General features: G+C 51.8%; 9 protein-coding genes. 6 read left to right on the top strand and 3 right to left on the bottom strand.

The window, feature by feature from the left end; translation table 11 throughout:
- Positions 1-247: 247 nt before the first annotated feature.
- From IE076_RS00775 to IE076_RS00760, 4 genes are all read left to right on the top strand, one after another.
- Positions 248-1,339 (top strand): AI-2E family transporter, encoded by a 1,092-nt coding sequence (locus IE076_RS00775; protein WP_189434490.1) that lies wholly within the window; start codon positions 248-250, stop codon positions 1,337-1,339.
- Positions 1,336-2,016, top strand: a complete 681-nt coding sequence (locus IE076_RS00770) for a P-loop NTPase family protein (protein ID WP_189434488.1) — start codon at positions 1,336-1,338, stop codon at positions 2,014-2,016. Before IE076_RS00775 ends, IE076_RS00770 begins: the two co-directional genes overlap by 4 nt.
- A gap of 359 nt (positions 2,017-2,375) precedes the next feature.
- On the top strand, positions 2,376-4,589 hold the full coding sequence (locus IE076_RS00765; RefSeq protein ID WP_209008827.1) for an RNA degradosome polyphosphate kinase: 2,214 nt from the start codon (positions 2,376-2,378) through the stop codon (positions 4,587-4,589).
- Positions 4,567-6,090: a Ppx/GppA phosphatase family protein gene (locus IE076_RS00760; RefSeq protein ID WP_189434485.1), complete on the top strand. Its 1,524-nt coding sequence runs from the start codon at positions 4,567-4,569 to the stop codon at positions 6,088-6,090. The genes IE076_RS00765 and IE076_RS00760 overlap by 23 nt, the downstream gene beginning before the upstream one ends.
- A gap of 99 nt (positions 6,091-6,189) precedes the next feature.
- On the opposite strand, the gene rnd is transcribed toward IE076_RS00760, so the two are convergent.
- Positions 6,190-7,410: a ribonuclease D gene (gene rnd / locus IE076_RS00755; RefSeq protein ID WP_189434483.1), complete on the bottom strand. Its 1,221-nt coding sequence runs from the start codon at positions 7,408-7,410 to the stop codon at positions 6,190-6,192.
- A 297-nt stretch (positions 7,411-7,707) separates the two neighbouring features.
- On the opposite strand from rnd, the gene aspS reads away from it, so the two are divergent.
- Complete coding sequence (gene aspS / locus IE076_RS00750; RefSeq protein WP_189434481.1) at positions 7,708-9,492, top strand: aspartate--tRNA ligase; 1,785 nt, start codon at positions 7,708-7,710, stop codon at positions 9,490-9,492.
- Positions 9,493-9,647: 155 nt separating this feature from the next.
- Positions 9,648-11,450 (top strand): ABC transporter ATP-binding protein, encoded by a 1,803-nt coding sequence (locus tag IE076_RS00745; RefSeq protein ID WP_189434480.1) that lies wholly within the window; start codon positions 9,648-9,650, stop codon positions 11,448-11,450.
- Between the two features lie 123 nt (positions 11,451-11,573).
- Here IE076_RS00745 and IE076_RS00740 read toward each other — a convergent pair whose 3' ends face one another.
- Both IE076_RS00740 and IE076_RS00735 read right to left on the bottom strand, forming a co-directional pair.
- Positions 11,574-13,691 carry an aq_1923 C-terminal domain gene (locus IE076_RS00740; RefSeq protein WP_189434477.1) on the bottom strand — a complete coding sequence of 706 codons (2,118 nt, stop codon included), beginning with the start codon at positions 13,689-13,691 and terminating at the stop codon, positions 11,574-11,576.
- 37 nt (positions 13,692-13,728) lie between these two features.
- Complete coding sequence (locus IE076_RS00735; RefSeq protein WP_189434474.1) at positions 13,729-14,922, bottom strand: aq_1923 C-terminal domain; 1,194 nt, start codon at positions 14,920-14,922, stop codon at positions 13,729-13,731.
- Positions 14,923-15,120 lie beyond the last annotated feature (198 nt).

Raw genomic sequence — 15,120 nt, 5'->3', positions numbered from 1 at the left:
GCAAAATAAACGATGGACTGAAAATCTCTTCGTTTGAGGGAAAGTTTTTCGCGCCTCAGTAAGATGCTCTCAAAATGAGCTGGCAAAAATAAAGAGTAGCTACTCTGGCAAGCCTGATGCTGCGACTTGACGCCATCACTTGATCGAAACTACAACCAATTTAATCTTATTATAATGTGTCTGCGAGCATCTGCCGGACCGAGCAATCGGAGAGCAGGGACGCTCACACCTCCATTTGGAGAAATTCATGAATACGAACAAGCAGGTGCTTTTCTGGTTGCTGTCATTTGCAGCCTTCGTTCTGTTCCTCTCAGTGTTCCAGAATATCCTGCTGCCGTTTGTTGCCGGCATGGCGCTGGCCTATCTTCTTGATCCCATAGCAGATTATCTGGAGGAACACGGGTTTGGCCGTATCTGGGCAACCGTCACCATCCTTCTCATATTCCTTGTTGTTTTCGTGACAGCACTGCTGATCCTTCTGCCAATTCTGGGCAGGCAGTTGATTGCATTTCTTGAGTATCTGCCGGAACTTGCAGTAAATCTGGAAACGCTCCTGCGCGACGGGCTTGGGCCGCAGCTGGACAGGATCAGCAATCTGTCAGGGCAGGGCCAACAAATTGACTGGGGCGCCTTTGTCGGTCAGGCCGCGAACTTTGTAGGTGGCCTGCTCTCTTCTATCTGGAGCGGCGGCCAAGCACTGATCTCCATCATCGGCCTTGCAGTCGTAACGCCCGTTGTTGCGTTCTATCTGCTTCTGGACTGGGACAGCATGATCGAGCGCATCGACAGCTGGCTCCCGCGTGACCACCAACAAACCATCCGCACGCTCGTAAGTGATATGGACTCAGTCGTCGCAGGCTTCGTGCGCGGGCAGGTGCTCATGTGCATTATCCTCGGCACGTTCTACGCGCTTGGACTGTTGCTGATTGGTCTAAAATTCGGCCTGCTGATCGGACTGACAGCAGGGCTGATCAGCTTCATTCCATATGTGGGCGCAATTGTCGGCTTCGGACTGTCGATTGGTGTCGCTCTTGTGCAGTTCTGGCCTGATTTTTTCATGATCGGGGCTGTGCTGGCAGTATTTGTCCTTGGTCAGTTTCTTGAAGGAAATGTCCTTCAGCCGAAACTTTTAGGCGGAAGTGTCGGTCTTCACCCTGTCTGGCTCATGTTTGCACTGTTTGCTTTTGGCTCTTTGTTGGGATTTGTGGGGATGTTGATCGCAATTCCAGCCGCAGCAGTGGTTGGGGTACTAGCAAGATTTGCTCTAAAGCAATATCTTGCAAGCTCGCTATATGCAGGTCACTACAAAAATACCAATAAGACGGAAGGACTGGAATGACAGGATCGACAGGGCCACAACAATTGCCTTTGGTCTTGCCCCACGAGGAGGCTTTGGGGGTTGATGATTATCTGGTTTCGACGTCAAATCAGGCTGCATTCAATTTGATTTCCAACTGGCCTGAATGGCCGTCGGCAATCGTAACGCTCCAGGGGCCGATTGGATCTGGCAAAACACATCTGGTCAACGCCTGGCAGGAATTGAGCGGCGCACAAATCGTGGGCGGCGATGAGTTGGAATATCTTGACCTGACAGCATTGGCAGAGGCCGGACCAGTCGCTGTAGAAGACCTACACGCTGGTTTTGATGAGGCTTCGCTGTTTCACCTGTTCAACGCTGTGCGTCTGACAGGTGGCAATATGTTGATGACCACCCGCGAGTGGCCAAATACATTTGACTTGAAAACCAAGGACTTGGCGTCCCGTTTTCGCGCATCTACCCCAGTCCAGCTAGAAGAGCCGGACGATATGCTGCTGAAAATGGTAATGACTAAACATTTCTCGGATCGTCAGGTAACTGTTGACTCCAGTGTGATAGATTATCTCGTAATTCGAATTGAACGCTCGCTGGATGCAGCGCGCAACACTGTAGACATGTTGGATAGGCACGCATTGGCGAAGGGTCGCAAGATTACGCGCGTGATGGCCTCCAAAATACTGGAGAGCATGGGCGAATAAGTAAAAAGCGTATCCCTCAGAAATGGCTGTCGGTTTTCGGACAAGGATACGTGGGAGATAGTCGTATCCTCGAAAACTGATTTCCGATCTTTGGGAGAGATGCGCGAGAAACAGCATCTCCTCGGGAGGCGATTATTGGTTCCCGGGCGAAGATATGCGTGCAGAAAGAGCTGAAGGATTGATGGGTGAGCGCAGCATGCTTCTGGCGTGCAGTTCCCCGTTAAAAATGTGTGGTCTAAATGACCAGAATCATACACTTGCCAGCGCAATCGCCAGATAATCTGTAGCGAGGTGCGCCGAATGCTGGCGAACCCGGTCCACGGGCTGCGGAGGTACATGGAATGAATGAGATTACGGAAATGAAGGCTTTGGAAGACGAGACCACAGACACCGCAGATTATGAGGTGGATGCAGGGCTTGCCTTGATGCAAAAACCGGAGCGCTTCATTAACCGTGAGATCTCATGGCTTCAGTTCAACCGCCGTGTTCTGGAAGAATCCATGAACCCGAGCCATCCGCTCTTGGAACGGCTCCGGTTCCTGTCCATCTCCGCCAACAACCTCGATGAATTTTTCATGGTCCGTGTTGCCGGTCTGCGCGGCCAGCAGCGGGCAGATGTGACAACCCTGTCAGATGATGGCCTGACCCCGTCTGAGCAGCTTGAAAAAATCTCGGTTGAAGTCGGAAAACTGCAAAGTGAACAGCAGGCACGCTTCCGCCAGCTGCGCTCTGAATTGGCGGATGAAGGCATCTTCATCGTTGAAGCACAGAATATGAGTCAGGCGGAAACTGACTGGTTGGAAGAATACTTCCTGCAGCATATCTTCCCGGTCCTGACCCCGCTGGCCATTGATCCGGCACATCCATTCCCGTTCATCCCCAATCTGGGGTTCTCGCTGATCCTTGACCTGCGTCCGGTCGACGGCGGCGCTGGTATGACCGCATTGCTGCGCATGCCCAGCCAGATTGGCCGGTTTGTTGTCCTGCCAACACCGCGCGATGCAGGGCCGAAGGCAACGCGCTTTATTCCCATTGAAACGATCATTTCGCTGTTTATCGGTAAGCTCTTCCCCGGCTATCAGGTCTGCGGCAAAGGCGCGTTCCGCGTTCTGCGTGACTCGGATCTGGAAATCGAGGAAGAAGCGGAAGATTTGGTGCGCGTTTTCGAAACCGCACTGAAGCGCCGCCGTCGCGGATCTGTGATCCGTATGGAAATTGATGAGAGCACACCGGAGAGCCTGCGTGCCTTTGTTGCCAATGAGTTGGAAGTCACGGAAGAAGAAACCTTCCTCGCCAATGGCCTGCTGGCGCTCAATGATTTATCTCAGGCCGTGAACGTGAAACGCGATGACCTGAAGTTCTCGCCTTACAGCCCTCGCTATCCGGAACGCATCCGCGAACACGGCGGGGATTGTTTCGCAGCTATCCAACAAAAAGACATCCTGATCCACCACCCATATGAGAGCTTTGACGTCGTCGTCCAATTCCTCCGCCAAGCCGCTCAGGACCCGGATGTCGTCGCTATCAAGCAAACGTTGTACCGTACATCCAACAACTCGCCGATTGTAAGAGCCCTTGTAGAAGCAGCGGAAGCTGGCAAATCTGTTACCGCTCTCGTTGAGCTGAAAGCACGGTTTGATGAAGAAGCAAACATCCGTTGGGCGCGGGATCTGGAGCGCGCTGGCGTACAGGTGGTCTTTGGATTCCTTGAGCTGAAAACCCACGCAAAAGTATCTATGGTGGTGCGCCGCGAACAGGGTGGTCTGAAGACCTACTGCCACTTCGGCACAGGTAACTATCACCCAATTACAGCGCGCATTTACACCGATCTGTCTTACTTCACGGCAGAGCCAGTCATGGCACGTGATGCGGCTAAGGTGTTCAATTATATCACTGGTTACGCTGAGCCGGGCGAGCTGGAGCGACTGGCCGTTTCTCCAATGAGCCTGCGCAAGCGGATTATCCAGCATACCGAAGAAGAGATCGCCCACACCAAGGCTGGCCGTCCGGGCCAGATCTGGATGAAGATGAATTCGTTGGTTGACCCAGGAGTCATCGATGCTCTCTACCGCGCCAGTCAGGCCGGGGTGCAGATTGATCTGGTCGTACGCGGTATCTGTTGCTTGCGCGCAGGCGTGCCGGGTCTTTCCGACAATATCCGTGCAAAATCAATTGTGGGCAGATTTCTGGAGCACAGCCGCATCTTCTGCTTTGGTAACGGTCATGGGTTGCCCTCGGACGAAGCCCATGTCTATATCTCGTCTGCGGATATGATGCCGCGTAACCTTGATCGCCGGGTTGAGCTCCTTGTGCCTCTTAAAACGCCGACGGTACATAAGCAGGTGCTTGATCAGATCATGGTTGCAAATTTAGAAGATAATCAACAAAGCTGGCGTCTGCTTCCGGACGGTAGTCATGAGCGCATTGTTGCCGAACCAGACGAAGATCCGTTCAACGCACACATGTTCTTTATGACAAACCCATCTCTTTCTGGTCGTGGTAGCTCGCTACAGGGTGACAGCCCTAAACTTTTTGCAGAACGGCCTAATAGTGACAGAAATCTCGACGAGTGATGAGCCTCGAGGACGATTTACAGAGCCGGGACCAATAGCAATCATTGATATTGGCTCCAACTCTGTCCGTCTTGTTATTTATGAAAGACTGGCGCGTAACCCTACAGCGTTGTTCAATGAAAAGATCCTGGCAGGACTGGGACGCGGTGTAGGCGCAACGGGACGTCTGGGTGAAGAAAATGTCGCCACGGCCTTGCGTGCATTGGTGCGTTTCAGGCGGGTATGTGATCATGTAGGCGTCATCAAAGTCCATATCCTTGCAACCGCTGCAGTTCGCGAAGCCGAGAACGGCGCAGATTTCATCACAAGAGTCGAAGAAATCTGCCGTGAGAGTGTGCGGATTCTGTCTGGCCGTGACGAAGCTTTCTTCTCCGCGATGGGCGTGTTTTCCGGTTTCTGGAGAGCAGATGGCCTCGTTGGCGATTTAGGTGGTGGCTCGTTGGAGCTGGTCGATATCAGTGCACATGGCATTGGCGACGGCCGCACGTTCCCGCTTGGCGGTATTCGCCTGCAGGAATCTTCCGATAGGGACCTTGCGCTAGCCAATGAAATCGCGCGGGAAGAGCTGGAAAAAGCCGACTGGCTCGGCAAAGCCCGGGATCGGAACTTCTACGCAATCGGCGGCACCTGGCGCTCTCTGGGGCGCCTGCATCTGTACCAGCAAGGCTACCCGCTGCACGTTATGCATGACTACACGGTGCCTGCAGAAGTCATGATTGATTTCTGCGAGCAGCTTATGCGCGATGACGTGAGCAATGAGCCGAGCATTCAGGTTATCTCCAAGGCTCGCCGCGCATTGCTGCCCTACGGCGCAACAGTGATGCGTCAGACATTGCTGCACTGTCAGGCAGATCAGGTCGTCTTTTCTGCACTTGGTGTGCGTGAAGGTTACCTCTACGATCAGCTTGATGAAGAAGGCAAGCAGCAGGACCCGCTCATAGCGGCAGCTCATGAGCTGGGCGTCTTGCGTGCCCGTGATCCTTCCTACTCCGCCGAGGTGGTTGAGTGGAGTGAGCAGGCCATGCGTGTTGCGGGGGTGGATGAGAGCGAAGGCGAACGCCGCTTGCGCGAGGCTGCCTGTCAGCTCACTGATATTGGTTGGCGCGCGCACCCGGACTATCGCGGACAGCAATCGCTGAACATCATCTCTAACGGCGGCTTCGTTGGTATTGATCATGCGGGCAGGGCGTACCTCGCTCTGACGGTGTTCTATCGGTACGAAGGCTTGATGGATGAGGCGCTCTCACCTGCCATTCGCAGCCTGAGCAATCCACGCCTCATGAAACTGGCGCGGCTTCTGGGCGCGACGCTACGTGTTGCAGCGCTGATCAGCGCATCGATGAACGGTGTCCTGCTGAAGAGCAAGCTCTCACTGGTCAACGGCAAGCTTGTGCTTGCGCTTCCCGCTGAACTTGCGGACATGCAAGGGGACCGTTTGACAAAACGCCTAAACCAACTCGGGCGCGTTATGGATCTAGAAGCGGAAGTCAGAGTGCTGTAACAAAATGCCGAGATAATTATAAGAAAGCCCCGACAAATTTTGCCGGAGCTTTTCTTATTTATCAGTGTCTTACGCTAATTTTTGAATGTAAAGTCTCAATTAAGCTTTTGCTTTGTTGTTTCTGTTGCCACCACGCCGACGAGACCCGTTCTCAACCCGCTCAACAGGTTGGCCTTGTTCGCAAACCACGACCTGCCGGCCATTAAAGGCAAGGCCGATTTCACCCTTCTTCAAGCGGAGTGCATCGTCACCAAAGAGTTCCTTGCGCCAGCCGGACAAAGCCTGCACCTGTGCATTGTCATCAGAGGCAATCTTATCCAGATCATCAACGGTTGCAATAACTTTTGGTGCAACGCCAAAGCTCTCACTCTTCATCTTCAAGAGCACCTTTAGCAGGTCAACTGCTGCAGAAGCACCATCCGGTGACGCGCGACCCTTTGGAATTGCCGGGAGATCATCCTCGGGAATTTCCATGGCCCGTTTGACCGCATTGAGAATTTCATCAGCATGACGCGAACGCTCAAACCCACGCGGAATCGTGCGCAAATGGCCCAACGCCTCGCTTGTCTGCGGCTTTTGCGTCGCAACCTCAAAGATTGCATCGTCCTTGATAACGCGGTTGCGAGGGATATCGCGCTTTTGCGCTTCTTTCTCGCGCCAGTACGCAAGTTCCTTAAGAACCGCCAGATCGCGTGGCTTACGAACTCGCAGCTTCATGCGCTGCCATGCCTTGTCCGGGTCACTGCGATAGGTATCGATGGAGGACAATGTCGCCATCTCATCTTCAACCCAGTGGCTGCGACCTTTCTGTTCAAGCTGCTCTTTCAGGAACAGGTAAACGTCGCGCAAATGTGTTACGTCCGCAAGTGCATAGGTGAGCTGCTTGTTCGTCAAGGGACGGCGGGACCAATCTGTAAACCGTGAGGACTTGTCAATCCGCTCACCAGTCACTTTCGAAACCAGCTGGTCGTAGGAAACAGAATCCCCAAAGCCACAAACCATGGCCGCAACCTGACTGTCGAACAGCGGTGAGGGCACAAAGCCGCCCAGATGGTAGATTATCTCAATGTCCTGCCGCGCCGCATGGAACACCTTGACGATGTCCGTATTGCGCATCAATGCAAAAAAAGGTTCAAGATCCAGATCTTCAGCCAGCGCATCAACCAATACAGCGTGATCTGGATTGGCAATTTGAATGACGCAGAGTTTTGGCCAGAAGGTCGTCTCCCGCAAAAACTCGGTATCTACTGTTACAAAATCTGATTGAGTAAGCTTCGCACACGCTTGCGCAAGCTCTTCTGTCGTTGTGATCATCTTCATGGTGACAAAGTCTATAGCGCAAGCGAACCGCCTTGTCCCTATCTAACTTTCTCGTTTTTTCATCAAGCAGTTGTATATGCCGATTTTTACGCCTCTTGATCCAAAGGGTCGCAGCTGGAGCCCTGCGAAAATCGCGTAGGCAGAGGAAACTCGGGAAATGTGCTCAAGAAATAGGGTCAAAGCTCCAGACTTACTTGACTTTGAGAGGCTGACATGTCTTTTCCAGCCGGATGACCTTTTGAAAGGGTCAACCAGTTTCTGAATTCTATGATTCACTAGATTACCACTGAGGACGCTATGCATCGTTATCGAAGCCATACCTGCGGAGAGTTGCGGGCAAACAATGTAGGTGAAACCACTCGCCTTTCTGGCTGGGTACACCGTGTACGCGATCACGGCGGCCTGCTCTTCATCGACCTGCGTGACCACTACGGCATCACCCAGTGTGTTGTTGACCCGGACTCCCAAGCCTTCAAACTGGCTGAAACCGTACGCTCCGAATGGTGCATTCGCATCGATGGTGAAGTCAAAAAACGCTCTGACGAAACCATCAACGAAAACCTCGGCACCGGTGAAGTAGAGATCTTCATCCGTGATATGGAAGTTCTTGGCGACTCCCAGGAACTGCCTCTGCCAGTATTCGGTGAGTTGGAATACCCGGAAGACATTCGTCTGAAATACCGCTTCCTGGACCTGCGCCGCGACACGCTGCACGCAAACTTGATGACCCGTACCAAGATCATCAATTCCATGCGAAAGCGCATGAACGATGCTGAGTTCAACGAATTCCAAACACCAATCCTGACTGCGTCCTCTCCGGAAGGCGCACGTGACTTCTTGGTGCCTTCTCGTATTCATCCGGGCAAATTCTACGCGCTGCCGCAGGCACCTCAGCAGTTCAAGCAGCTGTTGATGATGTCCGGCTTCGACAAATACTTCCAGATCGCACCGTGCTTCCGTGATGAAGACCCACGCGCTGATCGCCTGCCAGGCGAGTTCTACCAGCTCGACGTGGAAATGAGCTTTGTGACGCAGGAAGACGTTCTGACCACCATGGAGCCTGTGATCCGCGGTGTGTTTGAAGAGTTCTCTGAAGGCAAGCCGGTCACCAAAGAGTTCCCGCGTATTCCTTACGCAGAAGCAATCCGCAAATACGGCTCCGATAAGCCTGATCTGCGCAACCCAATCGAAATGCAGAACGTTACCGGACACTTTGCAGGCTCCGGCTTCAAAGTCTTTGCACGCATGATCGAGAGTGATCCAAAGGTTCAAGTTTGGGCAATTCCTGCACCAAAGGGCGGTTCTCGTGCATTCTGTGACCGTATGAACTCGTGGGCACAAAGCGAAGGCCAGCCGGGTCTCGGCTACATCTTCTTCCGTAAAGAAGAAGACGCAATCGCTGGTGCAGGCCCAATTGCGAAGAACATCGGCGCAGAGCGCACCGAAGCCGTTCGCACCCAGTTGGGTCTGGATGAAGGCGATGCAGTGTTCTTCGCGGCAGGCGATCCAAAGAAGTTTGCAGACTTTGCTGGTAAGGCACGCACCCGCGCAGCTGAAGAGCTGAACCTGATTGACGAAAATCAGTTCTCGCTTTGCTGGATCGTGGACTTCCCAATGTATGAGTGGGATGAAGACAACAAGAAAGTTGACTTCTGTCACAACCCATTCTCCATGCCCGAAGGTGGTATGGACGGTCTCAACAACGTTGAGCCTCTCGAACTCAACGCATACCAGTATGACATCGTCTGTAACGGTTTTGAGATCGGCTCCGGTGCGATCCGTAACCACCAGGTCGAAGTTATGAAGAAAGCCTTCGAGATTGCTGGTTACGATGAGAGCCTGCTTGAAGAGAAATTCGGCGGCATGTTCCGCGCATTCCAGTACGGTGCACCTCCACACGGCGGTATGGCTGCTGGTATTGACCGCATCGTGATGCTGCTGGTCGGCGCAAAGAACCTGCGTGAAGTAACCCTGTTCCCAATGAACCAGCAGGCACAGGACCTGATGATGGGTGCACCAAGCGACGTGTTCCCGGCGCAGTTGCGTGATCTACATATCCGCTTGAACCTGACAGACGCCTAAGAGCCGCTGGCAGAAATGCAGGTATGGCGATTTGCGTCATAATGTTATAAATCACATAAAAAGGCGGTCGTAGATCTACGGTCGCCTTTTCATCTTCTACCGGTAGCAATTTAAGCAGATACGCTTAATATCGCTGGAAAAACTGAGGGTTTTGGGTGTTTAACGCCATAAGCAAAAAACTGTTTTCCGATGTAGAAGGCGCTCCCAGCCTAATTCGCCGCCTTCTCCGGGAAAACTTTGGGAAGTACAAGTACCGATATATGCTCGCGATTTTCTTCATGGTGATATCAGCTGCTGCCGGAGCCGCCAGCGCTGCAATCATGAAGACCGTAGTTAATCAAGTGTTTTTCGATCGTGATCTCTTCATGGTCTATGTGATTGCCGGCGCAGTAATGGGCATCTTTCTGACCAAAGGTCTGGCGACTTATGGGCAGAGCATCGTGCTGAGCCGGATCGGAAACTCAATCGTCGCCAAACTTCAGCGTGACATGTTTGAGAAGGTGACCCGTCTGGGTGTCAGTTACTTTGATCGCACCACATTTGGCGATCTGGCGACCCGCTTTGGCCATAACACTGGCGCGGCACGCGGTGTGATGGACCTGATTGTGCTCTCTGCAGGCCGCGATGTCATGTCAGTGATCGGTTTGGTGACTGTCATGGTTTGGCAAAATCCGCTGCTCTCGGTCGTTTCACTCGCAATCATGCCACCGGCTGTATATGTGGTATCAAAGCTTGTACGCCGTGTAAAAAAAATCGCCAAAAGCCAGTTTGTATCCCAAACCATTATTCTTTCTCTGGTAAAAGAGATGGCTCTTGGAATCCGTGTTGTGAAATCCTTCAATTACGAAGGCAGCATGCATGGATCCATGGACAAGGCTGTTTCCAATGTGGAGCAGCAAGCCAACAAAATCGCCAAACTGACGGCACGCACGTCACCTTTGATGGAGACTCTGGGTGGTATTGCGATTGCGTTGATCATTTTATATGGCGGATACAGCGTGATCGTGCTGGGTCAGGATCCAGGTGCCTTCTTTGCCTTTATCACGGCCCTGTTGCTCGCATACGAACCAATCAAGCGTTTGGCCCGCTTTCAGGTCACTTTGAACACACAGCTTGTCGGTGTTCGCTTGATGTATGAACTTCTGGATTTGCCAGAAGAAAATCGCGCAAGTGCAAGTAAGCCGGACATTAAAGTGACCAAAGGCCGAATTGAACTGAAAGATGTTGAGTTTGATTATGGTGAGGCGAAAGCTCTCAATGGTCTGAGCCTGGTAGCAAATGCTGGTGAAGTGACTGCGCTTGTCGGAGCATCTGGCGCCGGGAAATCAACAGTCTTCTCACTGATTGAGCGGTTCTACGAAATCAATAAAGGTGAGATTTTGATCGATGATCAGGATATTCGCCAGTACAACATGCGTAGCCTGCGCGAAAATATCGCGATTGTAACCCAGGATACATTCCTGTTTGATCGCACGATCAAAGAAAACATCCGCATTGGTCGCCCTGACGCAACTGATGAGGAAGTGATTGAAGCGGCAATGAATGCCAACGCCCATGAATTCATCGAGAAGATGGAGAAGGGCTACGACAGCGGGGCAGGTGAGGGTGGTACACGCCTCTCAGGCGGTCAACGTCAGCGCCTTGCTATTGCGCGCGCAATGCTCTCCAATGCACCAATTCTGCTGCTGGACGAGGCAACCTCTGCTTTGGATGCTGAATCAGAGAAAAAGGTCCAGACTGCTCTTGCTCGCCTGATGAAAGGCAGGACCACGCTGGTTATCGCTCACCGACTTGCAACCGTCCGGGACGCCAACATGATCCACGTGCTATCGCAGGGCAAGCTTTTGGAAAGTGGCACGCACAATCAGCTATATGAAATGGATGGCTACTATCGCCACTTGTGCGAGCTTCAGTTCACCAACAGCAGCGAGGGTGTGCAGGAAAAGTCTGCAAACTAACGCCGGTCGCGAAGGCAGAAGATGTGGTTCGAATTGAACCGTAATGGTTGCAACAACAGACAAAAGAAATGCCGCTGTGATAATAGCTATCACAGCGGCATTTCTTTTGAAATGTACCAGCTCTTATTCGGTGTAGCTCACGCTAGCTCCGAGCAGTTTCGGAAGTTGCTGTGGTGCCAGAGCAGCCAGACCACCCAGTTGCAGGAGTGGAACAGCAGCCTCAGGAGCAAGCGTAACCCGGATGTTGGTTGGGTTGCCCACAAAACTCTTGGCAGCTTTTGCGAGTTCCAGAGCAAACTCGGTTTTTGCAAGAGGTCCTGCCTGCTGCACAGTGCCATCAATCAACATCGATGCCAGTAGTTCGGCAGGAACACCAGCTTGCTCAGCCTGTGTCTCCAGCATTTCACTGATAAGCGGTGAGTCCATGACTTCTATCTGTGCACCTTTGAAAGTTGCCAGCGCAATAACAGCTTCCGCTTCATGTGGCCGCTCAAAGAGCGCTCGCGGAATATTGCCAATCTGGATGTCAGCACGAAGTCTCAGCCCGTTTTCAAGATCAAACTCGAACTTCTCCAGAGTGAGATCTTCAGTGGTCTCATCCCATGTGATATGGAAATCCTGTGTGAGGTGAACCCTCTCAATCCCGAGACGATCAAGCATACCCAAAACCGTTGGCTCTTCGAGAAGGGCAGCGTCAAAACTCAGTCCATCAATCACTTCAGAAAGTCTGGTCGGGATCGGGCCAATGTGGTTGTCCATCTCGATTGAAAGCTCGTCCAAAACGACCGGTGTATCCAGCTCTTTAGACTGCATGCTCAGCCCGCTAATGGAAATGAGCCCGATCGTTGGGATCGCATCCAGTGCAGCAGAAGGATCAACTTGTGCCAGCATGGCGCTTTCAACGATTGTGCGCAGGCTTGGCCACTCGATATCGGCAAGCTCAAAACTGTCCAGGTCAAAGACCGCGTCCTCACTTTCAACCGCACCATAAAGGCCTTCAACTTTGATCTGGCCAAGACTGTTTGTAGTCAGATCTGTCGTCGAGGCATGATCAAGGCTCACTTCAAAGCTTGGTGACTTGGTGTCTTTCATACGCGCACTGATAGGATCCCATGCTTTGATCTGAATATCGTTTACATCGGAATATGCGATGGAAAATGAACCCAGAGCATCAAGCAGTGAATAGACATTATCTAGGTTTTCTGCCTCGGAAGCGGCGGAACTAAACCCTTCCATTGCAGCGAAAAGTTTAGTCGCATCACCGCCGGAAATGCGAACTTCTTCTGTAACAGAAGATCCTGCAGTCATTTCCATAATACCAAATGGCTCGGAGTCGTTTGACGCTCCATTGTTCACTGTGGTTGCAAAGCTGCCAACACGGTAAAGGCTGGTGACCAGATCGGAAGGAGCAGTGCCAGCACCCAAAAGCGCCAGAATTGGGCGAATGTCTTGATCTAGAATCTCGATGTCCGAATATTTCGTTTCTGAAGTCGTGGACACGTCCTGTCCGTCGACGAACCCGGACATGTTTGTGGTATAAGTGTATTCTTCAATCGTATTGGCCTCTATGAAGCCATCCCGTGCCCCCATATACTCAAAGTTTTTGAGCGTGTACTCGCCGGTAACTCCATTGAGTATTGTGCTGTTGGCGGAAAGTTCCGCGATGTGACTGCGATAATAAGACACCCGCGTTGTTGCAGCTAGAAGCTGCTGGAACTCTTCCGTCGTGATGCCATCAGTGACCACCGGCAGGTCCATCCAGTTTTCGCTGTAGCTTTCGATTATGTAGTCCTTGGCATCACCGTCTAAATGGAAAATTTCGCTTGATGTTCGCGCATCCTGAATGCTTTGGATGGCATCGCTTGTTTCGAAAAAGCCGACTTCGAACTGCATACCTTCTGTAGATATACTTTCGAAGCTGAATGTATCACCGCTGCGCGAACCATTTAGGTAAACGGTCTTCGGTGTTGTGATTGCATAATAAACACCGAGCTCAGGCTTATCCTTATCGAGAGAAAAGGAGAACATACCCTCGATTTTATGGTCCAGAATCTGGGTGTTTGCACCGTCATCCACCGCACTTGCGTAGGATGCAGTCGTTGCACCATTTGCAAGGAACCAGTCATTGTACTTGTCGACAAGGTCTGAGGCTGGGCTGGAGAGTGCGGAGGTTGCATATAAGCAAAATACAGCGCTTGAAACGGCGAAAAATCCTTGCCGCCTGGAATTTTTGAAAGGCATAAAATAGACCTTTTATGATCGGTAGAAGGGTTCCCGGTCAGTCTACATTTGCTTCAAGGCCAATGCCAAGCAAAGAAATGATGGACACAGGCGAAAATGCCGCTACTCCAATTATTTGTGCAATACCGATTGGTGATGCAGGTGCTGCGCTGAGCGTGAGGTTCTGTGGATCCTGCAAAAAAGCAATAACTGCCTGCGAAAACTCCAGTTGCTTTGACTGATCCGGAATGCGAGCAATCTGTTCATCTATGCGTGCAGTCAGTTGCGCGACATATGCTCCGCGCGATTGCCCGTGCTGCTGTGCTTGCCGATCCAACAGATCATCCAAACCACCTTCGTCGATTATGGAAAGGTTGAAGGTGGAAATAGCTACATTCTGCAACAGATCCAGTGCAATAATATGGTCTCTGGTTGCCAACTCTGAGAACTGTTGGATAACGGGAGCTGTTAAGCCTTGCAGCTCAAGAGATGTCTGAACCCCGAAGAGATCCTGAAGCACGACTGCTGCGCTAGGTATTGTCAGCTGGCCGGTATCACCATTCCACACACCCTGAAATTCAATACCTGCCGTCACTTGCTCCAGTCCCAGATCCACAAGCACCTGTTGTTGCAGCAGTGTAAACATGGAGCGGTTTAGCTCGATATTTTCAACCACAATACTTGCGATAATTGGGAAGCCATTATTCTCCGTGTCAAAGTCAATGGTAATCCGTTCGATAGGCATGGACTGGCCTGATCGACGGTCCTGAAACAAAAGCCCCTCAATTTCTGCAAAGGAGTAGAGCGAAGCGGGAAGCGCAGCCACCAGATCATCCTGACTAGCGGAGTTCGGCAGGTAAAGGTCCGTGATCGCGATTTTATTGGCAACGAAACTGAATGCCGGCTCATCTATCTCAAAGTCTGTGGCTGCAAACGCACCAATATAGAGCCGACCATCATTCTCCAGGGTGGCCCGAGACAGTGCCAGTTCACCAATTTTGAAGCGTTTTCTCTGGTCTGCGGTAGGGTAACCTTCTATCCCGTCGATGGTTAGCACTTCACCATTAACCGTCACCGGTCCCACATGCACCAAGGTCAGGCCGCGCTCTTGCAAGCTCTCAAGTAAGGCACTGGCAATAGGATTGTCAGTGTTGGTCTGAGCCGAGGCAGTAAGTGTGAGGAAACTGGTGACGAAGAAAGCAAGAAAGAAGGTAATTGAATAACGGTGGGATCGTAGCTCAATACTGCGCATTGCTCGGCTCCAGATTTCCCTAAGGGAGGCATTAGGATCTTAAACTGGCATCCAGAGGGTTAGGGGGGCGTATATTTCATTGCAAAAACTAAGAGTATCCCGTCGAAAACGTGGAGCATCCATGCAATTTTCCGTGATTTTGAAAAGCATCTGGGGATCGTTTGGCGTGTTTGAATCTTTTTTACAGTTTTAAGTAAG

The organism is Pseudovibrio japonicus, from assembly GCF_014651595.1.
GTDB classification, from domain to species: Bacteria; Pseudomonadota; Alphaproteobacteria; order Rhizobiales; family Stappiaceae; genus Pseudovibrio; species Pseudovibrio japonicus.
This window is presented reverse-complemented; position numbering and strand designations above follow the sequence as displayed.